This window comes from Bizionia sp. M204 (assembly GCF_023205095.1).
GTDB lineage: Bacteria > Bacteroidota > Bacteroidia > Flavobacteriales > Flavobacteriaceae > Algorimicrobium > Algorimicrobium hallyeonense.
Genome location: NZ_CP046242.1, coordinates 282,066 through 308,591, shown reverse-complemented (window position 1 = coordinate 308,591; position 26,526 = coordinate 282,066). Strand labels below are relative to the sequence as shown.

The 26,526-nt window shown below is 35.8% G+C and carries 19 protein-coding genes and 1 tRNA gene; 7 read left to right on the top strand and 13 right to left on the bottom strand.

The genetic code is table 11. From position 1 onward, the window contains the following. Window positions 1-266: 266 nt before the first annotated feature. The 6 genes from GMA17_RS01425 to GMA17_RS01400 form a co-directional block, all read right to left on the bottom strand. Window positions 267-542, bottom strand: a complete 276-nt coding sequence (locus GMA17_RS01425) for an ATP-dependent Clp protease adaptor ClpS (protein WP_248398318.1) — start codon at window positions 540-542, stop codon at window positions 267-269. 44 nt (window positions 543-586) lie between these two features. Beyond that, on the bottom strand, window positions 587-1,426 hold the full coding sequence (gene prmA / locus GMA17_RS01420; RefSeq protein WP_248398315.1) for a 50S ribosomal protein L11 methyltransferase: 840 nt from the start codon (window positions 1,424-1,426) through the stop codon (window positions 587-589). Between the two features lie 10 nt (window positions 1,427-1,436). After that, the gene (gene tpiA / locus GMA17_RS01415; RefSeq protein WP_248398313.1) at window positions 1,437-2,186 is read right to left on the bottom strand and encodes a triose-phosphate isomerase; all 750 of its coding nucleotides are present in this window, start codon (window positions 2,184-2,186) and stop codon (window positions 1,437-1,439) included. Between the two features lie 112 nt (window positions 2,187-2,298). Next, window positions 2,299-3,348: an ABC transporter permease gene (locus GMA17_RS01410; protein WP_371922403.1), complete on the bottom strand. Its 1,050-nt coding sequence runs from the start codon at window positions 3,346-3,348 to the stop codon at window positions 2,299-2,301. A 60-nt stretch (window positions 3,349-3,408) separates the two neighbouring features. Beyond that, entirely contained in the window at window positions 3,409-4,506 is a 1,098-nt protein-coding gene (locus tag GMA17_RS01405; RefSeq protein WP_248398311.1) for a BT_3928 family protein, read from the bottom strand. A 79-nt stretch (window positions 4,507-4,585) separates the two neighbouring features. After that, the gene (locus GMA17_RS01400; RefSeq protein WP_248398308.1) at window positions 4,586-5,131 is read right to left on the bottom strand and encodes a DUF1599 domain-containing protein; all 546 of its coding nucleotides are present in this window, start codon (window positions 5,129-5,131) and stop codon (window positions 4,586-4,588) included. A 184-nt stretch (window positions 5,132-5,315) separates the two neighbouring features. Between GMA17_RS01400 and folP the strand changes: the two genes are divergently transcribed. The 3 genes from folP to GMA17_RS01385 are packed head-to-tail and all read left to right on the top strand — an operon-like array spanning window position 5,316 to window position 7,627. Beyond that, window positions 5,316-6,137 carry a dihydropteroate synthase gene (gene folP, locus GMA17_RS01395; protein ID WP_248398306.1) on the top strand — a complete coding sequence of 274 codons (822 nt, stop codon included), beginning with the start codon at window positions 5,316-5,318 and terminating at the stop codon, window positions 6,135-6,137. Window positions 6,138-6,141: 4 nt separating this feature from the next. Continuing rightward, window positions 6,142-6,807, top strand: a complete 666-nt coding sequence (locus tag GMA17_RS01390; RefSeq protein ID WP_248398305.1) for a hypothetical protein — start codon at window positions 6,142-6,144, stop codon at window positions 6,805-6,807. Between the two features lie 34 nt (window positions 6,808-6,841). Beyond that, window positions 6,842-7,627 (top strand): diadenylate cyclase, encoded by a 786-nt coding sequence (locus tag GMA17_RS01385; protein WP_248398303.1) that lies wholly within the window; start codon window positions 6,842-6,844, stop codon window positions 7,625-7,627. A 7-nt stretch (window positions 7,628-7,634) separates the two neighbouring features. Here GMA17_RS01385 and GMA17_RS01380 read toward each other — a convergent pair whose 3' ends face one another. After that, on the bottom strand, window positions 7,635-9,407 hold the full coding sequence (locus GMA17_RS01380) for an ABC transporter ATP-binding protein (protein WP_248398300.1): 1,773 nt from the start codon (window positions 9,405-9,407) through the stop codon (window positions 7,635-7,637). Continuing rightward, complete coding sequence (gene truA, locus GMA17_RS01375; protein ID WP_248398297.1) at window positions 9,397-10,146, bottom strand: tRNA pseudouridine(38-40) synthase TruA; 750 nt, start codon at window positions 10,144-10,146, stop codon at window positions 9,397-9,399. Before truA ends, GMA17_RS01380 begins: the two co-directional genes overlap by 11 nt. Window positions 10,147-10,251: 105 nt before the next feature. On the opposite strand from truA, the gene GMA17_RS01370 reads away from it, so the two are divergent. After that, window positions 10,252-10,743, top strand: a complete 492-nt coding sequence (locus GMA17_RS01370; RefSeq protein ID WP_248400598.1) for a metallophosphoesterase — start codon at window positions 10,252-10,254, stop codon at window positions 10,741-10,743. Between the two features lie 56 nt (window positions 10,744-10,799). Here the strand turns inward: GMA17_RS01370 and GMA17_RS01365 are convergent, their stop codons facing one another. Next, a complete protein-coding gene (locus GMA17_RS01365) occupies window positions 10,800-11,210 on the bottom strand; it encodes a DUF4293 domain-containing protein (RefSeq protein WP_248398294.1) in 411 nt (136 codons plus the stop codon). A 202-nt stretch (window positions 11,211-11,412) separates the two neighbouring features. Here GMA17_RS01365 and rho point away from each other — a divergent pair, with 202 nt between their 5' ends. Continuing rightward, on the top strand, window positions 11,413-13,077 hold the full coding sequence (rho, locus tag GMA17_RS01360; protein ID WP_248398291.1) for a transcription termination factor Rho: 1,665 nt from the start codon (window positions 11,413-11,415) through the stop codon (window positions 13,075-13,077). Between the two features lie 160 nt (window positions 13,078-13,237). Here the strand turns inward: rho and rpsT are convergent, their stop codons facing one another. The 3 genes from rpsT to proS all read right to left on the bottom strand — a co-directional run bounded on the left by rpsT (window position 13,238) and on the right by proS (window position 15,222). Next, window positions 13,238-13,489, bottom strand: coding sequence for a 30S ribosomal protein S20 (gene rpsT, locus GMA17_RS01355; protein WP_248398289.1), 252 nt, complete (start codon window positions 13,487-13,489; stop codon window positions 13,238-13,240). 25 nt (window positions 13,490-13,514) lie between these two features. After that, window positions 13,515-13,586, bottom strand: a tRNA-Glu gene (locus GMA17_RS01350). A gap of 157 nt (window positions 13,587-13,743) precedes the next feature. Beyond that, window positions 13,744-15,222 carry a proline--tRNA ligase gene (proS, locus tag GMA17_RS01345; RefSeq protein ID WP_248398286.1) on the bottom strand — a complete coding sequence of 493 codons (1,479 nt, stop codon included), beginning with the start codon at window positions 15,220-15,222 and terminating at the stop codon, window positions 13,744-13,746. 99 nt (window positions 15,223-15,321) lie between these two features. Here proS and GMA17_RS01340 point away from each other — a divergent pair, with 99 nt between their 5' ends. Together GMA17_RS01340 and GMA17_RS01335 are read left to right on the top strand one after the other, a co-directional pair. Next, window positions 15,322-16,371: a hypothetical protein gene (locus tag GMA17_RS01340; RefSeq protein ID WP_248398283.1), complete on the top strand. Its 1,050-nt coding sequence runs from the start codon at window positions 15,322-15,324 to the stop codon at window positions 16,369-16,371. A gap of 29 nt (window positions 16,372-16,400) precedes the next feature. Beyond that, a complete protein-coding gene (locus GMA17_RS01335; RefSeq protein ID WP_248398280.1) occupies window positions 16,401-17,924 on the top strand; it encodes an OmpP1/FadL family transporter in 1,524 nt (507 codons plus the stop codon). Window positions 17,925-18,496: 572 nt separating this feature from the next. Here the strand turns inward: GMA17_RS01335 and GMA17_RS01330 are convergent. Next, window positions 18,497-26,473, bottom strand: a complete 7,977-nt coding sequence (locus GMA17_RS01330) for a T9SS type B sorting domain-containing protein (protein ID WP_248398277.1) — start codon at window positions 26,471-26,473, stop codon at window positions 18,497-18,499. Window positions 26,474-26,526 lie beyond the last annotated feature (53 nt).

Sequence of the window (26,526 nt, the reverse complement as noted above, 5' to 3'; positions counted from 1 at the left end):
ACCTACAAAAACTTCTATTTGTAAAGCCTTTTCTTTTTGAAAAACCGCTTATGGCCTACCGAAAAATGACCAAAACGTTCCGTTATTGTGATTGAAGAAAATAAAAGAAGACTTAATAACTACCTAGAAACATTTTGAATACTGATAAAAATCATAGTTTTTTAGCTAATTATTTTTGATATTTATTATGCTATTAATCGGAGGATTAACACTTAATCAAGTGGATTTCCTTAAATGAGGTACCCAAATAAATTTGGGTACCTTTTTTAAATTAACTCCGCACTCAAACCTGCTTCTAAAAGCATTGAGCATCGTGGTTCTAGCTCTTTATAAGAACCTGTTTTTACCGTGCACTGTCCTTTATAATGCACTAAAATAGAACATTGTTCGGCTTGTTCGGCTGTATGATCACAGGCGTAAATTAAAGTATTTATAACGTGATCAAAGGTATTAACATCATCATTATAAAGAATAATTTCGTTTTCCTTTAAAACCTCTTCTTTAAGGAGAACATCTTCTAATGTTTGTTCTTTGGTACTCATAATTTTTAAATTTATCGTTATTTGAAGCCAGCTTCAATTAACGGTTATTCTTTTTCGAATTTTAAAGCAACCCAATCGTTACGTTGTAATGTATCAACGCGTTTAAGGTTCATTTTATTACAAAGTTCTTCAAGGACCGGAATATCATCAAAATAAAATCCACTTAAAAATAACAAACCTTTCGCATTTAGGCAAGTAGCATATTCTGGAATGTCCTGAAGCAATATGTTTCTATTGATATTCGCAATAATTATATCGTAAGCTTTATTTTTAAGCAAGCTAACATCGCCTTCATATACGGAAATTTTATGGCAGTTGTTACGCTCCACATTTTCCACACTATTTAAATAACACCAGTTGTCAATATCTATAGCTTCCAGTTTTTTGGCCCCTTTCATTTCGGCTAAAATAGCCAAAACACCAGTTCCACAGCCCATATCTAAAACGGTTTTATCCGTAAAATCATTTTTAAGAATATGCTGAATCATCATGTGGGTGGTTTCATGATGTCCTGTTCCAAAACTCATTTTGGGTTCGATAATAATATCGTATTTCGTATCGAACTTTTCATGGAAAGGGGCACGAACTGCACAGACATCATCCACAATAATTGGATTGAAATTTCGCTCCCATTCGGCATTCCAATTTACTTGTTCTATTTCGTTGAATTCGAATGTTATTTCAAATTCATCGGAATCTAAAATTTGAATATCTTCTAAAATATCGCTTCGCCATTCGTCTTTCTGAATGTAAGCCGTAACGCCTGTTTCTGTTTCCACAAAACTCTCAAAACCGGCATAGCCTAGTTCGGCTATTAAAATTTCAACAGCTGGCTGCAATGGGGTTACGGTAAAATCGTAACCTATATAAATTGTATTTGACATATATTTTTACTTAAAATGCATTAACAATAGTCATAAAATCGTCGGCATTCAATGCTGCTCCACCAATGAGGCCACCATCTACATCTGGTTTGGAAAATATTTCCTGCGCATTATTAGGTTTCACGCTTCCACCATATAATATGGAAACTGAATCCGCTACGCTTTGTCCATATTTATTGGTTAAAGTTTTTCTGATAAATGCATGCATATCCTGTGCTTGTTCCGGACTAGCGGTTTCGCCAGTTCCTATTGCCCAAACGGGTTCGTAAGCTAAAACAATAGTTTTAAAAGCATCTGCATCCAAATGAAACAGCCCATTCTTGATTTGGTTTTCAACAACCGTTTCATGATTATTAGACTTTCTATCTGCTAATTCTTCCCCGAAACAAAAAATTACACGCATATCATTTTTTAAAGCAGCATCAACTTTTTCAGCTAATAAATCATCGGTTTCATTAAAATACGCACGACGCTCACTATGGCCTAAAATTACCGTTTGTATACCAACACTTTTCAACATACCCGCACTTACCTCTCCTGTATAGGCACCACTTTCTGCAAAGTGCATGTTTTGCGCAATAACTTCAACATCATATTCCCGAAGCGATTCAAAAGCAGACCATAAATTGGTAAATGAAGGTGCTATCATCATTTCTGCTTCAGAGGTTTTTACCTGTCTTTTTAAATTGGTAATTAACAATTCGGTTTGCGACAAATCATTATTCATTTTCCAATTTCCGGCAACTATTTGTTTTCTCATATTCCTACTTTTTTAATGCTTTATGCTTCTTTTTAATAATATATTTGACTGGGGGTGCTGCTTGACTTTAGTTTAAGCATGATTTTATAAAGTTCTTGTTTTCACAGGGATTCTATTCCAACGCTACTTTTGGATCCAACCACGTATAAATAATATCGACAAAAATATTGATAATTATGAAGATTACCGCAATTATCAATACAGAACCCATTATAACCGGTAAGTCCAGTGTATTTAAAGCATTTACAATTTCTTTACCGAGACCATTCCAACCAAAAATATATTCTACAAAAACAGCACCTGCCAACATAGATGCAAACCATCCAGAAATGGCGGTAACTACCGGATTCAAGGCATTTTTAACGGCATGTTTTCTAATAATTTGATATTCGCTTAAGCCTTTTGCTCTTGCGGTGCGAATAAAATCTTGATTATACACCTCCAACAGTGAATTTCGCATGAGCTGAATAACCACTGCTAACGGCCGAATTCCCAAAACTATAGCTGGAAGTATTAAATTTTTCCATTGAATATGCATGGCTTGTCCATAATCATCTAATTCATAAAGACTGCCTGTCATTTCCAATTTGGTATATTTATGTAATACGAATCCGAAAAACCAAGCGAATAGAATAGCACTAAAAAATGAAGGCACACTCATTCCTACGGTACTCACAATTTGAATGCCTTTATCCAACCATGTATCCTTGTAAATAGCCGAAACCACACCAAGAATAAGTCCTAAAAACAAAGCAATAGTTATGGCGGATACGGCCAATATAGCTGTATTTGGTAAGGTTTCTCCAATCACTTCAGAGACGCGTTTACCTTGCTTGGTAAAGGATTCCCGTAAATAGGGAAGTTTTAAAACGATTGTTGTATTGCCAACAGAAAACAAAGGCGTTGCTGCATACTTTCCGGGTTTTAAAAAGGTATAATCCGCTTCATTTTTAGCGTGAAATGATATAGGCAATAAATCGTTTAGGTAATAAAAATATTGAGTGGTTTTGGGTTTATCAAAACCGTATTTCTGACGGACGGCTTCTACCTGTTCAGCTGATTGGTTTTGACCTAGCATCATTTTAGCGGGATCACCAGGCAATACATTAAACAATAAAAATATAACTGTTACCACCCCGAAAAGCGTCAGTAATGCATACATGATTTTATGTAATAGGTAGCTTATCAGAATTAAATCTCTTTATTTTATTAGTGTTTATCCTTACAGTTTTATTTTCTCAATATCATTCCAATGTGCTTTTTGAACAACGGTTCCTTTTTCTAATTTAACAATACCAGGGCTAGCTCGAACAACTGTTTTTAACGCTTTTTCATCACATAAATAAAAATCGAAATTTAATTTATGTGACGCTTTAAACTGCTCTTTTTCAGCCGCTCCAGATGCTGATAAACCAATTACTGTATAACCATTTTTAAGGGCTTTATCTGAAAAAGCTTTCAATTTAGCTACACCGTCCGGTTCGGCAGTTGCCAAATTATACATGACAATCATGATGAGCTTGTCTTTTTCTAAATAGTACTCTGTAAGATCTTCATCTTCTGTTTCTATTGAAAAATCGACAACAGGAGGCTCATACCCTGGATCAATTACTTTGGATTCTACACCAACATACTCGCCATCCACAGATGGGTAACTTCCGTCGGTTACAAATATTTCTTCGGCTCCATTTACGTTAAATGTCCAAGTAAATTCTTGAACAGGTTTTGCCGCATTTTCAGGAACCGTCATGCCTTCTTGAATATTAGCCCCAACCTTATAGGCTCTGAAATCTATTGCTGGCAAATGCATTAAAACATAATAAGCAAATGATAAAGAGGCCAAGAAGCTCAATAAAGCAATGGCGGTTGTTATAACGGGTCTTCCAAATAGCGGCTTAATGTATTTGATGCCAACTAATAAAATTAAAATAAAGACTAGCAACACCACATCTTTAGTAAAACTCTCCCATGGCGTTAATTTTAAGGCATCGCCAAAACAACCACAGTCTTTAACTTTATCAAAATATGCGGAATAAAATGTTAGAAATGTAAAAAACACAATCATAGCCAATAAACTATAAATTGTAAATTTAGGTTTGTAACCAATGAGTAAGAAAACGCCTAAAACGACTTCAAAAACAACTACAAGAATTGAAATAATTAATGCGTAAGGTTCTAAAAAAGGGAGATTTAAAACACCTTCGCCAAAATATTCCTGCAATTTATATGAAAACCCAAGTGGATCATTCAGTTTAATGAAACCTGAAATGATAAAAAGTACGCCTACAAATATCCGACTAAATGCTACAATGTATTTCATGATACTAAAAATTTAAATTCCCTGTATATGAACAGGATGGTGAAATTGATGCTATTTTAAACCTAATTAGGTATTATAATTAATTTTTGGCTACACCCAAATGAATCATAGCAAAAACGGCATAATTAATCATATCTTGATAATTAGCGTCAATGCCTTCACTTACTAATGTTTTTCCTTGGTTGTTTTCAATTTGTTTAACGCGTAATAGTTTTTGAAGGATTAAATCTGTTAAACTACTCACCCGCATATCACGCCAAGCTTCACCATAATCATGATTTTTATCCATCATAAGTTGTTTGGTAAGAGCCACTTTTTCTGTGTATAATTTTACGGCCTCTTCCGTATCTAAATCAGGTTGTTCTACCACACCTTTTTCAATCTGAATCAATGCCATTACACAGTAATTTACAATGCCTATAAATTCACTCACTTCGCCTTCATCCACTTTCTGAACTGCATTTTGCTGTAAACCGCGAATGCGTTGCGCTTTTATAAAAATCTGATCGGTTAGTGATGGCAAACGTAAAATACGCCATGCGCTACCATAATCTGACATTTTTTTCTCGAAAAGGTTTCTGCAAATAGAAATTACAGCATCATATTCTTGTGATGTATTTGGCATGTGTACTATTGAATTTTGTGTAAATTTCGATTAAATTGTTTAAAGTTCAAAGTTGAATGATGATTGTTTTTATTTTGACATAAATACCCATCAATTTTAGTCTGAATATCTTAATTTTGTGCTTGACTTTTGAAATTGATTGTGGGAAGATACCACTTTCAAACTATAAACCAGATACCCTGATATGACCATTAACTGCCAAGGAAACCTAATTGATTTAGCTACACCAAAAGTCATGGGAATACTGAATTTAACACCAGACTCTTTCTTTGATGGTGGAAAATATAAAAACGAACACGAGGTGTTTTCTCAAGTGGAAACGATGCTTCACCAAGGCGCAACCTTTATTGATGTTGGTGCCTATAGTTCTAAACCAAATGCTAGTTTTGTAAGTGAAACGGAAGAGTTAAAAAGGATAATTCCAGTAATTCAAGCCCTTGTTACTGAATTTCCAAACGTTTTACTATCTGTTGATACCTTTCGGAGTGAAGTTGCTATGGCAAGTATTTCAGCAGGAGCTGTTATGATAAATGATATTTCGGCTGGTAAATTGGATAATCAAATGCTGGAAGTTGTGGGTAAACTGCAAGTTCCTTACATTATGATGCACATGCGTGGCACACCACAAACTATGCAAACCTTAACGGAATACGAGGCACTTGTAAAAAACATATTATTTTATTTTTCTGAACGTGTATCCGCGGCAAAAAAACATCAAATTACAGATATTATAATCGATCCTGGTTTTGGTTTTGCTAAAACACGGGAACAAAACTTTACGCTTTTAAATCATTTAGAACATTTTAAAATGCTTGAAAAACTCCTATTAGTAGGTGTTTCAAGAAAGTCTATGATATATAAAACATTAGAAAGCACGGCCAACAACGCCTTGAATGGTACAACTGTGTTGCATACAATTGCCTTGCAAAAAGGCGCCAACATCCTTCGGGTTCATGATGTAAAAGAAGCCATGGAATGCATTAAACTAACAAATGAATTGAATTAAACTTATGAAATATTTTAAATTTTTAATCCCTTTACTTGTCGTTGCTTGTAGTTCTGACAAGGTTATTTTACTCCCTGAAGTACAACAAGCCCACGTTCATGAGGTTTTGGATGTGTCTCCAGCATATTTATTTTACGATTCTACGGCTGTAAATGGGGTAGAGCTAAATAGAAAAAATTTAATCATTTCCACGAATTGGCTAGTAAATGTGGATAAGCGATTGACTTTAAAACAACTGATTCCCGAAATTCAATTTCTTCAAAACAAAAAACGCGGCTCTGAATTACATAAAAACGAAGATGCCAAAAATTATTATTCCTGTAATGATACGCGTATTAAAAATCTAGGTTTTATAGAATTTACAGATGTTTATTATCATTTAAAAGATTCAGTAGCTTCCACAAAAAAAGCTTTTAATGATTTGAAAACGTCTAGTATAAACCTTCAAATAGAATCTTTAAAACTTATCAAGCTTGCAGATTCTGAACAAACACGAAATTTACAGGAATTGGTTTCTGATTTGCAAACGGATTCACTTTTCAAATCAAAACCAGTCGTTCTTCACCTATCTGAATCTTTAACATTTCAAGATTATATTAGTTTGAAATCGGCTTTGATTTCAGTGACTTCTGAAGATTTGATCGTTGATAATAATGAATTTATTTATTAATCTATAATTCTTACATTTACAAAAACACGAGCCTTTGGAAATTTTTGACGACCTATTAAAATTTACCGTTATAGATATTATAGATGTTGTTCTTGTAGCAGCACTACTCTACTACGTTTATAAATTGGTAAAAGGCACAGTTGCTATCAACATTTTTATTGGTATTGTTATAATCTACCTCATTTTTTTGGTTACTGAAACCTTACAAATGAAAATGTTAAGCAAGATTTTGGGTGGTTTTATGAGTGTTGGACTAATTGCTTTAATAGTCGTTTTCCAACAGGAAATTAGAAAGTTTTTACTTATGGTAGGGTCCACTAATTTCAGTAAACGCGGGAAATTTTTTAAGCAATTTAAGTTTTTAAAAACGGAAACTGAAAATGAAACGGATGTGGAAACTATTATTTCGGCCTGTATTAAAATGAGTTCGTCTAAAACGGGAGCTTTAATTGTTTTAGAACACAATAATAATTTGGATTTCCTGACTACCACAGGTGATGCTATGAATATTACGGTAACGCAACCTATTATAGAAAGTATTTTTTTTAAAAATAGCCCGCTTCATGATGGTGCTATTATTATTTCGAATAATATTGTTAAAGCCACTCGTGTTATTTTACCGGTAAACAATGATAAAATTTTACCAAGTCGTTTTGGTTTACGTCACAGAGCTGCAGTAGGAATTACTGAAAAAACAGATGCTTTAGCATTAGCTGTTAGCGAAGAAACGGGTCAAATTGCCTATTTTAAGGATGGTGAGTTTATTAGGTTTGAAGACACGGATGAATTAATTGAATTGATTAGAAAAGACTTAACATAATTCAGAATTAAGCTACCTCTTCTTCTTTAGCAAATTGGACGTCGTGTAAATTTTTGTAATACCCATTCTCTTTTTCTAAAAGTTCAGAATGCGTTCCTTGTTCTACAATTTTTCCAGCGTCCATAACAATAATTTGATCTGCTTTTTTAATTGTTGCCAAACGATGTGCAATAACAATGGATGTTCTGTTTTTGGTTATTTTATCTGTCGCATTTTGAATTAGTTGTTCAGAATAAGAATCTACAGACGATGTAGCCTCATCCAGAACCAATATACTCGGATTGGTTACATAGGCCCGTAAAAACGAAATCAGTTGGCGCTGCCCCGATGATAACATAGCGCCACGTTCCTTCACGTTATAATGGTACCCATTAGGTAAGGTCATAATAAATTCGTGAATCCCGATTGCTTTAGCGGCTTCAATGACATCATCCTCTGTAATACTTGGATTATTTAAAGTAATGTTGCTCAAAATAGTATCCGCAAACAAAAATACATCCTGTAAAACCACAGCAATTTGTTGTCTTAAAGACGCTAATGTGAATTCTTTTATATCGGTACCATCAACTTTAATAACGCCTTTGTTTATCTCATAAAAGCGATTTAATAAATTAATAATGGTTGACTTTCCAGCTCCTGTTGCTCCAACAATAGCAATGGTATCTCCTGCTTTTACATTTAAAGAAATTCCTTTAAGCACTTCTTCATCTGAAACATAACTAAAGTGCACCTTTTCAAATTGAATATCGCCTTTAAAATGAGCGGCAACTTGCGTTCCTGTGTCATCAATTTGCGAGGTGGTTTCTAAAACTTTAAACACACGATTGGCAGCAACCATCCCCATTTGTAGTGTATTAAATTTATCAGCTATTTGGCGCAATGGCCTAAATAACATAGGAATCATCATGATAAATGCTGTTAAATCTCCTAATGTTGCGGTATCATCCACAACGGCATTTAAACCACCATACCAGGCTATTAAACCTATGGTAATAGATGATGATAATTCGGCAATTGGAAAAAATATAGAGTTATACCAAACGGTTTTTAGCCAACCTTGTTTATGACGCTCATTTATTATTTTGAAGTTTTTATATTCTGTGTCTTCTCGCGTAAATAGCTGTAAAATTTTCATGCCTGTAACACGCTCTTGAACAAAAGAGTTTAGGTTGGAAACTTCCGTACGCACTTCCTCAAAAGCCTTTTTCATATACTTCTGAAAAATTCGTGTGGCATATAAAACCAAAGGCAGCATTAAAAACACAATAATACTCAACTGCCAATTCATATACACCATTACGGCTGAAACGACTATCATGGTTAACAAATCACGGAAAATCATAAATAAACCTTCGCCAAAAATAGCCGCAATTCGCTCCATATCCGTTACGGCTCTTGTAATTAAAACACCTACCGACGAGTTGTCATAATACTTCATTTTAAAACGAAGCATGTGGTTAAATAGCGTTACCCGAATATCCTTAACAACAGTTTGCCCTAACCAGCTAGCATAAAATATAAACAGCAACTGACTAATAACTTCAAACAATAATAAAGCTGCCATTAATAGAATATAAGGCAGAAACCCTTCCAAGGTTTTCGTGGCTATATTATTATCAATAGCTTGCTGTAAAATATATGGTCTTGCAGCACTTAGAAGTGCTAATAAAATAACCACAAAAAGAACACCTACAAAAACCTTGTTGTAAGGTTTCATGAACTTCACAAGCTTTTTAAGGAGATTGGTATCTAATAATTTATTATCTGTTTTAGTTGCCATTTTTTATCGTCTCTGGATACGAAATATGAATTAAATACAAACCGTGAGCTGGAACGGAATAGCCTGCTTCTTGTCTGTTTTTAGATTGAATAATAGTGTGTAGGTCGGATTCATTAATTTTTCCCAACCCAATATTTATTAAAGTGCCAACAATGGCCCGAACCATATTACGCAAAAACCGATCGGCTTGAATGGTAAAGTGTAATTCATCGTCTACCTGTTCAAAATGCACATTCATAATAGTACAATTATACGTCTTTACATCGGTATTTGTTTTGGAAAAGCATTGAAAATCTTTATAGTTTAATAAACTTTCGGCCGCTGCTTGCATCTTTGGAATATCCAATTTTTGCTTTATAAAATAGGCGCTTTCAAAATTAAAAGCGTTTTTCTCTAAAGCTATTCTATATAAATAGGTTCTACTTGTAGCATGAAAACGCGCATGCGCGTCCGGTGCTACAGGAAATATATGCTGAATAGCTACATCTTTAGGCAATAACGCATTGAGTCTGTAACACAGATTCTCGTTTTCAAAAACAACATCTGTATCAAAATGCGCGAACATGTTTTTGGCATGCACTCCTGCATCGGTTCTTCCGGCTCCCACAATAGGTGTTTCTTGTCCTAATAATGTAGACAACGCTTTTTCAATAACCTCTTGAACTGAAATAGCATTAGGCTGATTTTGCCAGCCATGGTAATCTTTTCCGTTATATGAAAGCGCTATAAAATATCTCAATGGTTTATGCTATTTTTGTAAAACGCAAAGATAGAATTTTAATCGTTCTTGAAATTTCAAATAAAAGTTAAATTAAAAGAGACTCCCATATTCTGGGAAGTAAGCATGACAAAAATACTCCTACTTTCCGATACCCACAGTTATATGGATGATGACGTTTTAAAATACGTAAAACAAGCAGATGAAGTTTGGCATGCTGGTGATATTGGCGACTTAAAAGTTACCGATGCTATTAAAGCGTTAAAACCATTAAAAGCCGTTTATGGCAATATAGATGATGAAAAAGCCCGAATGGAATTCCCATTAGACAACCGCTTTATGTGCGAAGAGGTTGATGTTTGGATAACCCATATTGGTGGTTATCCGAATAAATACAATGTTAGGATTCGGGAGATGATCAAGGAAAATCCGCCACGTATTTTTATTTCAGGTCACTCGCATATTTTAAAAGTCATGCCAGACAAAAAACTCAATTTAATACATATGAACCCTGGTGCCATAGGCAAACACGGTTTTCATCAAGTACGAACCATGTTACGTTTTACAATTGATGGGAAAAAAATTGAAAATTTAGAGGTGATTGAATTTAAGAAATAAAAAAGCCCAAGATCTTCACCTTGGGCTCACGCACTAACACTACTAAGATGAAAGGTTTATCGTAATCGATCTACAGATTTTACAAGATCTTCATCCTTTTTGATGGCCTTATTAGCTAACGCTAATAACACGATAGAAACAATTGGAAGAAAAATCCCAATACCCTTCTCAGAAACAACCGTTTCTCCAGATAAGTTTAGAGACAGATACACAAATAATCCTAGTAAAATAAAGTTTAATATGATGTTCAGTCGTCCCAACATAAATTGCGACTTCCTACTTTTAAATCTTGTTATGGAGATAAGTGATAATGCTGCCGATACAATAAACATAATTACAATATAATTAATATCCATTGCAAACACTTTTACATCTTCTGGCGTGGTCCATAATTCAAACACACCAATTAAACCACCTGAAACTACAGCAGCCAATAATAAATATAAAGTTTGAATTCTTTGAAGCATTAATTATCTAATTTATCCAGAGCAAAAATAGCAGTTTCTTTTAAAATTAAACTAAAAAAAAGAAAATAAAGTTGTATAATTGCAGTAATGATTTGCAACTATCAGAGTTGTAAGGCATTAATTCTTCAAAAAAATAAGATCAATTTTTCTTCGGAATCATTCAACTTAACAACATTAAAATAAAACATTCAATTCAACATCAATGTTTGAAATATCTCAATTAAAAGCAATGAAGCTACCTGAATTACAGGAAATAGCTCAAAAACTGAACGTTCCAAAATATCGTTCATTAAAAAAATTAGATTTAGTTTATCAAATTTTAGACCAACAAGCTGCCAACCCAAAAGCGGTAAAAGAAGTTGTTCCTTCTGAAAAAAAATCTGAAAGCCCAACAGAAAAACCTGTTGAAAAAGCACCTAGAAAACGCGTACAGAAACCTGCTCGCGAAAACAAACCTAGTGCAGAACGCACAAAAGAACCTACGGCTCAAACCAGTGTAAAAGATTCTAGTAAGGACAGCACAAAAGAAAGCAGCACACAAAAACCTGCTCCAGAAAAGTCTAAAACGCCTCAAAAACAAAACAAACCTAACCCGAGACCAAAGTCAAATCAGCCACAGAAACGTGATGACAAAAATGGCAATACGCGCGATGATAAGCAAAAGGATAATCGGACTCAAAACCAGAAACACGACAAAAAGAATAACGGTAATAAAGATACACGGAATCGCTACAGAGAACCCGACTTTGAGTTTGATGCTATTATAGAAAGTGAAGGTGTTTTAGACATTATGCAAGATGGTTACGGTTTTTTACGGTCATCCGATTACAACTATTTATCCTCTCCTGATGATATTTATGTATCCCAATCGCAAATTCGTTTATTTGGTTTAAAAGTAGGAGATACGGTTTTAGGAAATGTAAGACCTCCAAAAGAGGGTGAAAAATATTTTCCACTTATAAAAGTTATTCGCATTAATGGTCAAAGTCCAGAAGTGGTAAGAGACCGCGTTTCTTTTGAGCATTTAACACCGTTATTTCCGCAAGAAAAATTTAATATAGCAGAAAAGCAAAGTACCATTTCAACACGAATCATGGATTTGTTTTCGCCTATTGGAAAAGGTCAACGTGGTATGATTGTATCACAACCTAAGACTGGTAAAACCATGTTATTAAAGGACGTGGCAAATGCCATTGCAGCCAATCACCCAGAGGTTTACCAAATGATTCTTTTAATTGATGAACGTCCAGAAGAAGTAACAGACATGCAACGCAATGTTCGCGGAGAAGTTATTGCCTCTACCTTTGATAAAGAAGCGCATGAACACGTAAAAATTGCTAACATTGTTTTAGAAAAAGCAAAACGTTTGGTAGAATGCGGACATGATGTGGTTATTTTATTAGATTCCATTACACGTTTAGCACGAGCCTACAACTCGGTACAACCAGCATCTGGTAAAATATTAAGTGGTGGTGTGGATGCTAATGCGCTACACAAACCAAAACGTTTCTTTGGTGCGGCTCGAAATATTGAAAATGGTGGGTCATTAACGATAATTGCTACGGCATTAACAGAAACAGGATCTAAAATGGATGAAGTTATCTTTGAAGAATTTAAAGGTACTGGTAATATGGAGCTACAATTAGATAGGAAAATATCGAATCGTCGTATTTTCCCTGCCATTGATTTAACATCTTCAAGCACGCGTCGTGATGATATTTTATTAGACGAAACAACAATACAAAGAATGTGGGTAATGCGTAAATACTTAGCAGATATGAATCCTGTTGAAGCTATGGAGTTTATCAACGAACGTTTTAAACAAACTAAAAATAATGAGGAGTTTTTAATCTCTATGAATGGTTAAAATCTGCATTACTGAATAATACTAAAAAATGCCTTGAGAAATTCTCAAGGCATTTTTATTTATAAACAAAACTGGATTTAACTTTTCAACTTTAAATTTTCACCATAAAAAAAGCTTCTCACGAAGAGAAGCTTTTAATATATGAACTTTTCCTCTTTACTTATAAAGAAGCTATGTGCATAGCTAAACCAGACTTTAAGTTGGCAGCTTTATTAGCATGTATAATATTTTTCTTCGCTAATTTATCAATCATAGACGATACATCAACAAACAATTCTTGAGCTTGCTTCTTATCAGTCGTGTCACGCAATTTTTTAATTGCATTACGCGTTGTCTTATGCTTATATTTATTAACTAAACGTTTAGATTCGTTACTTCTAATTCTCTTTAACGCTGACTTGTGATTTGCCATTTGTTTCTTTTCTTATTAAAAATTGTAGCCCGTAGGGGAATCGAACCCCTCTTACATGGATGAAAACCATGCGTCCTAGCCGATAGACGAACGGGCCATTTTGTTTTTGAGTGTGCAAATATAAATTTTTATATTTAAACTTGCAAGCCTTTTGTTTGACAAAATAACTCACAATGTTTCCATTGCGGATGCAAAAATACAACTATTTTTAAATGTTGCAACAACTATTTGAACTTTTTTAAAAATATTTTCAATTAGTACGCTTTTGCAAACAGCACACGTCGTTTGGATGGCTTACCAGAGTACACACAATCACCACTTTGCGTGTCAACTTCCATAGGAATACATCGAATGGTAGCTTTTGTAATTTCTTTTATTTTTGCTTCGGTTTCTTCTGTTCCATCCCAATGAGCCGAAATAAATCCGCCTTTTGTTTCTAAAATAGTTTTGAACGTTTCAAAATCTTCTACTTCTGTGATATGTGAATCTCTATAATTTAATGCTTTTGTATATAATGCCGTTTGGATTTCTTCCATTAAACCTTCTACAGTAGCCGTTAGATTATCTATAGCAATTACTTCTTTAGTTAAGGTATCACGTCTGGCTAGCTCCACAGTTCCATTTTCAAGATCTTTTGGCCCAATAGCTATACGTAATGGTACACCTTGCAATTCGTGCTGTGCAAATTTAGCGCCTGGTCTAAAGGTTGTTCTATCATCAAACTTAACGGTAATACGTTTTGAGCGCAATTCACCCATAATTACATTAACGAGTGTTGTAATTTCTTCTAATTGCTCATCTGTTTTATAAATTGGTACAATTACGACTTGATTTGGCGCTAAGTTAGGTGGTAAAACTAAACCATGGTCGTCACTATGCGTCATAATTAGCGCCCCCATTAATCGGGTTGACACACCCCAAGATGTTGCCCAAACATATTCTTGCTTTCCTTCTTTAGTTGCAAATTTAACATCAAACGCTTTTGCGAAATTCTGTCCTAGAAAGTGAGATGTTCCCGCTTGTAAAGCTTTCCCATCTTGCATTAAAGCTTCAATACAATAGGTTTCAACTGCACCTGCAAAACGTTCGCTTTCGGTTTTTATTCCTTTTATAACTGGTATAGCCATAAAATTCTCAACAAAGGTTGCATAGACATTATTCATTAATTCTGCTTCCTTAATTGCTTCCGCCTCTGTTGCGTGCGCTGTATGTCCTTCTTGCCATAAAAATTCGGCTGTTCTTAAAAAGAGACGTGTACGCATTTCCCAACGTACAACGTTGGCCCATTGATTTACAAGAATTGGCAAATCTCTATAGGATTGAATCCAACCCTTGTAGGTGTTCCAAATAATAGCTTCACTAGTCGGTCTTACAATAAGCTCCTCCTCTAGTTTTGCTTCTGGATCAACACGGAGTTTCCCTGGTTTATCTGGATCGTTTTGCAATCTATAATGAGTAACAATGGCACATTCTTTAGCAAACCCTTCGGCATTTTTCTCTTCGGCTTCAAACAAACTTTTAGGAATAAATAAGGGAAAGTAAGCGTTCTGGTGACCCGTTTCTTTGAACATTCGGTCTAATTCGGCTTGAATCTTTTCCCAGATAGCAAACCCATAAGGTTTAATTACCATACAACCACGTACGGCTGAATTCTCTGCTAAGTCCGCCTTAACAACTAATTCGTTGTACCATTTGGAGTAGTCTTCTTCTCTACTTGTAAGTTTTTTGCTCATATACAGGATTTTGGCACAAATATTGCGACTATGTTAAATATAAGAATAGTTTCGCAAAACTAACTATTTTTGTTATGTTCAACAATAAAATTAAGAGATATGTCCTTTAAAAACTACTTTACAGAAAAAATACCCACAATAGCTATTTTAAGCAGCTTGCTTTTAGTGACGGCTTGTGGTACCTACCAACAAGTGGACGATAGTGATGGAATTTACAGTTCCAGTTCCGTTGAACCAGAAACTTACGTAGAAGCTAATAATGCTAGCAGTACGTATTATGAAAATTATTTTAAAGAAAAATCTTCTGAATTAGAATTATATTCTGAAAATGAAGTTTTTACAGATGTAGATGATTATGAAGGCGAATATGTAGAAAATGATTCATTAGAAGTTGAACGAGAATCATACGCTGGTTGGGGTCAAGAGTCCTCTAGTGTTTCCGTTAATATTTATAATAGCGGTGGTTTTTACAGTCCATACTATTCTCCTTTTGGTTTTGGTTTTGGTTATGGTTATGGTTATGGTAGCTGGGGCTATGGCGGATATTACAGTCCTTGGTACGGCGGTGGCTATGGTTATTACCCACCTTATTATGGTGGATATTACCCCCCTTATTACGGTGGTTACTATCCGCCTTATTACGGAGGTGGTTATTACTACAGAAATAATGTAGCCTATGTAAATGGAAGAAGAGGTTCAGTGTATGCGAACAATTCAAGACGTTATGCAAGTTCTAGATACTATGATTCTGATCGTATTTATAACGCGCAAGCCAGAAGAAGCACCACTAATGGTGACGTTACTAGACGAAGCAGAACGCAATCTACATATTCAACACCTAGAAGTACGCGCTCCAATAATGAGGTTCGCACTCGTACACCTCGAGTGGACGCCAACACACCACGTGTAAGAACAAATACTAACAACACACCGCGTGTTCGTACCAATACGAATAACACACCTCGTGTTCGTACCAATACAAATAACACACCTCGTGTAAGAACAAATACAACAACCCAACCAAGAACCAATAATTCCTTTAGTACGCCTAGAAGATCTTCATCGCCTACAATGAGCACTGGCGGAAGTCGCAGTAGTTCAGGTGGTGGAGTACGAAGTTCTGGCGGAAGACGTGGTGGTGGACTGTAAACCATAATTAAAAAGAAAAAAAATGTTATATGAAAAAGATACTCCTACTATCTATGGCCCTTTTGAGCATGTCCTTAATCCACGCTCAAGATATTTCTGACGCCTTACGATACTCGCAAGATAATGTTCAAGGGACGGCAAGATATAGAGCTTTAAGTGGTGCATTCGGTGCTTTAGGTGGCGACATGAGTGCCATTAGTATTAACCCTGCAGGTTCTGCTGTTTTTACTTCAGGACATATCTCTATGTCTTTATCTAATATATATACCAAAAATAAAACTAGTTTTTATGATGGTTACAGCGAGTCAACCGAGTCAAATTTTGATTTAAATCAGACTGGAGCTGCTTTTGTGTTTAATACTACTAACCCAAACTCCATTTTAAAAAAGTTCACTATTGCCGCGGCTTATGATAAGATAAGTGACTACGATAATAATTGGTTTGCTTTTGGGAATAACCAAAATCGCTCTATCGGTTCCTATTTTGAAGGCTATGCCAATGGCTTAAGACTTGACGAAATTTCTGCTTTTCCAGATGAAAGTTATTCTCAAGCCTATAGAGAAATAGGTAGTACTTACGGCTATGGTAATCAACAAGCTTTTTTAGGGTATGAATCATATATTCTAGAACCTTTAACAAACGATGATGATAATACCATTTACGCGTCCAACATTGCTCCGGGCGAGTATTACCAGGAGTACAGTTATGCATCACGCGGATACAATGGGAAATTTACATTTAATGCAGGTGCACAGTTGGGTGAAAAATTATATCTAGGACTGAATTTAAATTCTCATTTTATAAATTACGATCGCTCTACGTACTTGTATGAAAGCAATAACAATGTAGGCTCTACGGTAAATAGGGTGCGTTTTGAAAATAATATTTACACAACAGGTTCCGGGTTTTCATTTCAAATAGGAACTATTTATAAGGTAACTGAAAGTTTACGAGCTGGTTTAAGTTATAACTCGCCAACTTGGTTTACTATCAATGAGGAATCATCGCAATATGTTTCCACAGTAAGACAAGACGGCGGTGACACTGTCTCACAGGTCGTTAATCCGTATATTACTAATATCTATCCAAGTTATAGGTTGCAAAGCCCTGGGAAATTTACAGGTAGTTTAGCCTATGTTTTTGGAAACTTTGGTTTAATAAGTTTTGATTACTCGTTACGAGATTACGGTAGCACTAAATTTAAGCCTTCATCTGACCCTTATTTTAGATCGGAGAATAATAGAATGAGTAACTTACTAACGACAGCATCTACATATAAAGTTGGTGGCGAATATAAATTAAACCGATTAAGTTTAAGAGCTGGTTATCGTTTTGAAGAAAGCCCTTATAAAAATGGCTCGTTTGAAGGTGATTTATCGGGATACTCTCTTGGTTTAGGCTATAACTTTGGAAATTCCACTAAATTAGACTTAACGTACGACCAAGCCAATCAAACAAATGAGACCCAATTATATAGCGTAGGATTAACTGACCGAGCGAATATTGACAGACGTAATTCCAATGTAACATTGACATTAAGTTTCAATTTATAAAGTAAAAATCGTTTTAATTAAGTTATACTTTAGTTACAAAAAAAAGCCTAATATATGTATTAGGCTTTTTTTTTGTGGAATGACATAGAGTATAAATTATTCGATTATAAATTGTGATATTCAAAACATACACGTATTTGAAAACTTTAGTTTTATTAAGTACATCGCTAGGATTAATTCGTTTATAATATTATACCCTTTATAGGGGTTCTAGGTTGGCTAACACAAAACTTTCAGCAATCTTTAAAAGGCGTAACGATTTTATATTTGTAAGAAAATACTATTTTTCCATACATCATCTATATACTATCCATACATCATCCATACATTATCCATACACTAGCTATATAAAAGCTCCGTCCTGAAATAGCTATACAGGTTATTAATTAAATCCTGATATAATTATACCATTCTAATTTAGCATCCTAAAATGTATATATGTTCTATACATCACGTTGATACCAATGCGCGAGATTGATTCTTTTGGTACTATACAACAGACCTAAAAAAAAGCTAAACAATTATATTTCTATAAAAGTTTAGCCTTTTTAACGGTTGGTTAATTAGTTGTTCTAACGCTTTAAGGTAAAGTGAGCTTTAAATTGTTTCATAGCTTCGTCAGACGGCTCTTTATAATCTATACTAAACCAATAGTCACTTGATGGTAATGGTTGTCCATTATAATTTCCATCCCAACCTGGTCCGTTTGGATTTAATTGTTTTACTAATTTGCCATATCTATCAAATATATAGATTTTCACATTTTCTAATGAGGTTATACCTGAAATTTGCCAGGTGTCATTATCACCATCATTATTAGGTGTAAAGAAAAGTGGATAATCTAATACCAATACGGTTTCACTTGCTTCTCCACAACCATTAATATCTCTGGCTTTAATAATATGTTCGCCTATGGAGACATTTGTGAAGGTATATGTATTAGTATTTGGTTCATTGCTAACCCATGGACCATTATCAATACTAAACTCAAATACTGCTGAACCATCACCTGAAGCCGTAGCCACAATAACATGGTTGTCCGCAAAAGCTTGTGTTGTTACCTCTGCCACTAAAACTGGTGGCGAACTAACTATAACTTCTGTTGTTAACATACTTGGACACAAATTATTTATATCTGTAACCAGTACTGTATAAGTACCACCCATCGATGGTGCATAACTAGAATCTGTTCCTATGATGGTAGTTGGATTGCCCGCTTCAGTCCATTCAAATGTATACAGACTAGGATCTAGATTTGTATCTAAAATTGGACTATTTACAACTTCACTTCCATTTGTATTAATACATAATGTATATGAATCTTCTAATGTAAACGCTGGAATAGGATCTACCATAAGGGTCATAGTAGTGGTATCATAACAAATATCATCAACCGTTGTATCATTATCCACACGCACATAAATAACTTGTGGATTCACGGTGTTTTCAAAAGGCACACTCGTATCTATTGCGTTGGTTGCCAAATCTGCATCTGTTTGAGATGTATAATAGGAAACCGTGAAGTTTGTTGGATTTTGACCATCTAACACCAAAGGATTTTGTGATACTAAATCAAAACCAACAGAATCATTTGTTGGATCGTTATCAAACTCCATATTATCATCACATAATGCAAAGTCTAATGGGTTATTATCCGGATTTGCCACAGCTGCTTCCTGAACAATAACAAAGAAACTTACAGTAGCAATATCACAACCGGTAGTTCTATTAGCTATATTAACAAATATCTCCTGTGGATTTACCGTATTTGGAAATGCAGATGGATTCGCTATGCCTCCTGTACCAGCTTCTGCAGCTGCCAATGTTGTATAGTATGTTACATTGAAATCAGTGGTGCTCTGACCATCTAAAATATCCAACTCTCTTTGCGTTAAATCGAACGTATAAACACCATCAAACGGATCATCACAAGCTATGATATCTTCAACTGAAGCCGGTGTATCCGGTAATGGATTTACAATAATATCAAAGGTTACAATGGTATAGCAACCTGTTCCTAAATCTGCTGGATCTGCTGGATCACCTGTTTTTGTAACACGTACATAAATTGTTTGTGTTGGGCTCTCATTAGGATACATGGTTGGATCAGGAATTGGATTGTTCCCAGATTCTGCATCTGCAATTGTGGTATGATACGTTACCGTTTCATTAAACGCATTCATCATAGCTGCTTCATTCTGTGTAAGATCAAATTCTTCTTCTAAATCACCTGGATTATTGTCATCACATAATTCTAAATCTGGTAATACATCATTTGGTGTTGGCAAGGTATTTACAACTAGTGTTAAGGTTGTAACTGCATAACAGCTATCACCACTTGTTGTTTCAGTAACCGTTACAAAAATGGTTTGTGGGTTATGCGGTAAACCATTTACTGATGTATTGGTATAATCCGTATAATCAGGAATTGGTGTTCCAGACATAATATCGGCCATGGTTTCATAATAATCTACACTTAATGTAGCATCGTTACCAGTAATGATATCATCTTGACTTGTTAAATCGAAACTTGCAAAACCATCATTACTTATATCGTCATCACAAATTTCAAATAAACCATCTTCGGAAGCAATTGTTGGTGGTAAATTAACCACTAAATTAAATTGACCCGTCGTGATACAACCATTTGCGCCTTCTAATCTCACGTATATTGTTCTATCAGCCGTAACATAATTTGATAATTGCGGCTGAACTATTGGATTAATTCCAGGAGTGGCTTGAGCATTTGCTAAAGACTCATGGTACGTTAACACATAATCAGCTGGATTTTGTGTTCCGTAGATTATGGCATCCATGGTTGTCAAATCGAAAGCTGTGATACCATTATAATCATCGTCACATTCCGAATAATCATCAATAGTTAACGGTACGACTGGTGTTGGTTGAACAATTAACGTTAATTCAACAATTGTAAAACAACCGGTTGTTGGATTTTCTGCTCTTACATAAACAATGTCGATGTCTTCATCATTATTTTCATAAAAATCAGGTAATTCATTTACGCCATCAAATGCATTCTCATAGGTTCCATGATAGGTAATGTTATTTCCTTCACCATTATCTATCTGCAGGGTTGCGGATTGTAAATCGAAAACTGCATAGCCATTATTATCAGCATCACACTCCTCTAAAGGCGTTATACTTGGCGTTGGTGTTGGTGTTGGCACATTAGACACCTCAAGTGTTAAGGTTGACGTATTGGTACAACCTGTTGTTCCATTGGTTACTAAAACAAATAATGTTTGTGGGTTATGTGGTAAGCCGTTAACACTTGTGTTTGTATAAGCTGTAAAGTCAGGAATTGGATTGGCTGGAATATCAGCGGCTGTTTCAAAATAGCTTACAGACCAGTTGGTATTTCCACCTGTAATTAAAGCATCTTGAACGGTTAAATCAAATTCAGCATAGCCATCATTATCAACGGTATCATCACAGATGGTTAAAAATAATGCTGCAGCTGTCGTTTCAGGAACAGGCAATGGATTCACAATTAAATCCAAAGTCGTAACTGTATAACAGTTGGTTGTATTGTATTCTACACGAACACCTACTGTATGTAAATCTGGAATTGTATTTGTGTATGCGGCTGGAGTTCCAATATAACTAGGCGCTGTTATCCCTATATCGGCATCCGCTGGATCTGCATAATAGGTAACCGTATAATCTGCTGGATTTAAGCCCATCAGCACATCTGCATTTCTGATTGTTAAGTCGAATTCTGTTAAACCATCTGCCACGGCATCATCACACAATTCAATTGGATCTAGATTTTCGTCAATCACAGGTGTTTCATCTACTACTAGTAATAATTGCACGATTGTTGGACAATCGGTAGTTGCTCCAGCATAATCCACTCGGATGTAAATAATCTGACCTAATAAATTTGATAGTGTTGTACCTAATGGCAATACATCATCAATGGCATTTTGTTGCGTTAAGTGAAATGTTACTTCTAAAGCTGGGTCTGTTGTAACTTGTGCTGCAATACCTGACAAATCGAATGTTCCTAAACCATCATTATCTGGATCACAGTAATGCAAATCTGCTGGTGTATTAGCAGCTGGTGCACTTACCACGTTCAGTGTTAATGTGGTTGTATCAAAACATCCTGTTGTTGCATCTTCAACACGAACATGTACAATTTCACCATCCGTTCCAATATAGGCTGTTGCCGATGGTGTAACTTGAGGTGTTCCTGCTATAGCATCTGCAGCGGAATTATAATACGTTACAATATAATTGGGGTTATTGCCAGTAATTTCGTTATTCGTAACGGTTAAATCAATTTCGGTCATACCATCTGGCACATTATCATCACAAGCAAATAATGGCGCTGGTGCAATAATAGTTGGCAAAGGATTGATGGTTACAACAAAATCATTTTCTGCTGAACAATTAGGTGTTGTTCCTGTTTCAGCATACACATAAATTGTTTGTGTAGTTGTAATACTCTGTCCTGCCATTAATACCGTTCCAGTTCCTCCTGCCCCTGTATAATAGGCTCCATTGGTTAATGCTGGCAACGTATAGGTAACACATTCCGTAACATCGGCAGGATCATCAACTAGAGGTGTTGGGTTAATGGTTACATCAAAACTATTTTCTGCAAAACAGTTTGGTGTTGTTCCTGTTTCTGCATATACATAAATGGTTTGACTGGTAGTAACGGACTGACCTGCAATTAATACCGTTCCAGTCCCTAAAGGACCTGTATAATATGTTCCAATGGTTAAGGCAGGCAACGTATAAGAATCACAGATGACTACATCAGCTGGATTATCAACATTTGGTGTATTATTAATAGTCACTTCAAAATCATTTTCTGCAAAACAATTTGGTGTTGTACCTGTTTCAGCATACACATAAATTGTTTGTGTACTTGTAATTACTTCTCCAGCGGTATAAGCTATTCCTGTCCCTCCTGTTCCTGTAAAATAAGAACCATTTGTTAAGGCTGGAAGTATATAGCTATCGCAAGCAATGACATCTAATGGATCATCAACTATAGGTGTTGTATTAATAGTGACATCAAAACTATTTTCCGCAAAACAATTTGGTGTAGTTCCTGTTTCTGCATATACATAAACAGTTTGCGAAGCATTGATAGCTGTTCCAGCTGCAATAATTCCACCAGTTCCTCCGGTACCATTATAATATTGTCCACCTGTTAAAGCTGGTAATACATAACTATCACAAGCAGTAACATCAGCTGGATCATCGATTGTTGGTGTATTGTTAATGGTTACAACAAAACTGTTTTCATCTGTACAATTAGGTGTAGTTGCTGTTTCACCAAACACATAAATAGTTTGAGTTGTTGAAATAGTATCGCCTGCATTATAGGCTGTTCCTGTTCCATTTGATCCTGTGAAATAATTTCCGCTCGTTAAAGCTGGTAAAACATAGGTATCACATGCCGTTACATCCGCTGGATTATCAACCGTTGGCGTAACATTTACAACGACAGTTACGGTATTGGTTGCGGTATTGTTTGGTGCTGTTAAACCACTATCTGTTAACGTCACCTCATACGTGATTGTTGCTGCTGGTGGCGGCGACAATACGAGTGTTGGATTGGTGCCTACAACCGTAGCATTCCCTTGAACAGTCCAGCTATAGCTATATGTTCCTACTGCTGTTCCAGGTGAAGGGTTTGCGGTTAACGTCACATCTGCTCCAGCATCATTACATATAGCAGGTGTATCTGCAGTTGCAGTTACAGAAATGGTACAAACATCAATAGTTGCTACAAAACTATTCTCTGCAAAACAATTTGGTGTTGTTCCTGTTTCGGCATATACGTAAATAGTTTGCGTTGAGGTTATTAAATCGCCTGCATTTAAAACAGTTCCTGTTCCACCAGGCCCTGAATAATAAGTTCCATTTGCTAAAGCTGGCAACGCATATTCATTACAAGCCGTTACGTCTATTGGCGCATCGACTGTTGGTGTGTTGTTTACTGTTACGACAAAACTATTTTCAGAAAAACAATTAGGTGTTGTTGCTGTTTCAGCATACACATATATGGTCTGTGAGGCATTAATAGATGTACCTGCTGCAATAATACCGCCAGTTCCTCCTGCTCCATTATAATATTGACCTCCAGTTAATGCAGGTAATACATAACTATCACAGACTGTAATATCGGCAGGGTTATCTATAACTGGTGTATCATTTATGGTTACTACAAAACTATTCTCATCAAAACAATTAGGCGTGGTGCCTGTTTCTCCATATACATAAATAGTTTGTGTGGTTGATATTGTGTCTCCTGCATTATACGCAGTTCCTCCTCCATTTGTTGCCGTAAAATAATTACCACTTGTTAAAGCAGGTAAGATATAGGAATCGCATGCTACGACGTCAGCTGGAGCATTAACCGTTGGTGTTGTATTAACGGTTACGGTTACCGTGTTGGTTACTGTGTCATTGGGCGGTGTTAATCCATCATCGGTTAATGTGACTTCATAGGTGGTCGTAGCCGCCGGTGGTGGCGATAAAACCAAGGTTGGATTCGTTCCTAACACCGTTGCGTTTCCTTGAACCGTCCAGCTGTAACTATATGTTCCTATAGCTATTGCTGGCGATGGTGTTGCTGTTAAGGTAACATCTACACCTGCATCATTACAAATGGAAGGCATATCAGCCGTTGCCGTTACAGATAGCGTACAACTATCTATAGTAACCGTAAACATATGCTCATCAAAACAATTTGGTGTTGTTCCAGTTTCGGCATAGACATAAATATCTTGCGTGGTTGTGATAACATCCGTTGCATTTAATACTGTTCCTGTTCCTGTTGGACCTCCTGTAGCGGTATAATAAGTACCAACTGTTAAGGCTGGTAAGGTATAATCGTTACATGCGGTTACATCTGCTGGGGTATCTACTGTTGGTGTTGTATTTACGGTAACGGTTGCTGATAAAGCCACTGCACCACCACAAACAGAATTCAAGTTATTTGCAGATAACAAGTTTATAGTTTGCGTGGTTGTAATTCCCGTAAGCGTAATAACTTCAATTCCCGTTGCATCTAGCATAACGGATTGTGTTGCGCCTCCATTAATATTGTATTCTACCACATCATTTTCTGACCCAGTAATAGTAAATACGGCATCACCGGCATCACATACATCGGCACTTGCGGTAACCGTAACTACTGGTGTAGGTGCTACCACTACGGTAATTGGACGGAAAGCAACATATTCTGCGCCAGAAATAGCATCTGTATAGGTTACTTGTGCTATATAGGTGGTAGTTTGACTTGGCGATACTGCTAAATTTGTTGGATCTGTACCAATTACAGTACCTGCTTCATCTAACCATTCAAAAGTTGTTATTGTAGATCCACCACTAGGAACAAACTGATAGGCTTCTGGGTTTAAAAAACTAACCGTAAAAACATTATTAGCCCTGTTTGGAGGAAAAATACCCTGTGTCATAGCTGGGTTTTGTATCCCTATTGCGGCTAAACCTCCATTCCAAGAATTACATAAGTCCTTTTGCGATATATAAGTTTCTATAATATTAGTGGCTTCATAAAACAAAATCATTTGGTATGTTTTTGCCGCCGTACATTGAAAATGCGCTACATTACGAGAACTAAATACAAATACTCGAAACGGTGCTTCTCCTTTAACTTGATAATTGATATCATAATCTATGCCCTGCGTCCCAGATGTACCAGGGTTTGTATCATGCATAGCTCCAAAAATATTGGCGCCATTATAGGGAGCAGAAGTATTTGGAATATTTACAGGAGAAGCTTGCATATTCCAAGGATGCGGATTACCAGCCTTACTTAAATCAAAGCTAACCGCACCATTTGTAGACAGTACACATTGCGTGTAATTTTGACCATAAAACTCAAAATCGAATACAAAATCTAAAACACCACTCCAATTATCATCTGATGTAAGTGGTATACCAGCACTGGCTTCTGCATAAGAAAATGGTGGATTTGGATCTATAGGGTTTACAACGTAGGAAGATGTCTGACCTACCTCGTTAAAATCTGCAGATAAAATAATTTCAGGAATAGTTCCTGTGTTTAAATCGACACAGAACGCATCTGTAATACAAACATTCGCTGCACAGTTTATGGTTCCGCTACTTACAGAAATATCAATTTCAGAAGATCCGGACCCAGAACTTAAAGTAGCTGGAAAAACCCGAATTTCAATTTCAGCGGTATCACAATTTGTTGGATTGGCATTTTCACAAATCTGGTAGGTAATATAATAAATACCTTGCGGTGTGTTTGGTGCAATTTGAACGAATTGTTGGGCACCATCAAACGTCGTGAAACCCGTAGGATCTGGTGTAACTTCTGTAAAAGTAAAGTTATTACGCGTTCCAAAATTCAAGGCTACACCATTAAAGTAATCGTTTAAAAACATACGATTACCCGTGGCTGTAGCCAAAGTAGGGTTGTCAGACCGGCCTGTTACTACATCATCAATAGCAATAAGTTGCGCATAAGCTGTACCAATAAACAGAAAACAAACTAAAGTAATTATCTTTTTCATGAGATTTTAACTAAATCCTTGACCCTAGAGGGGAGATCTAAAAGATTAGGATT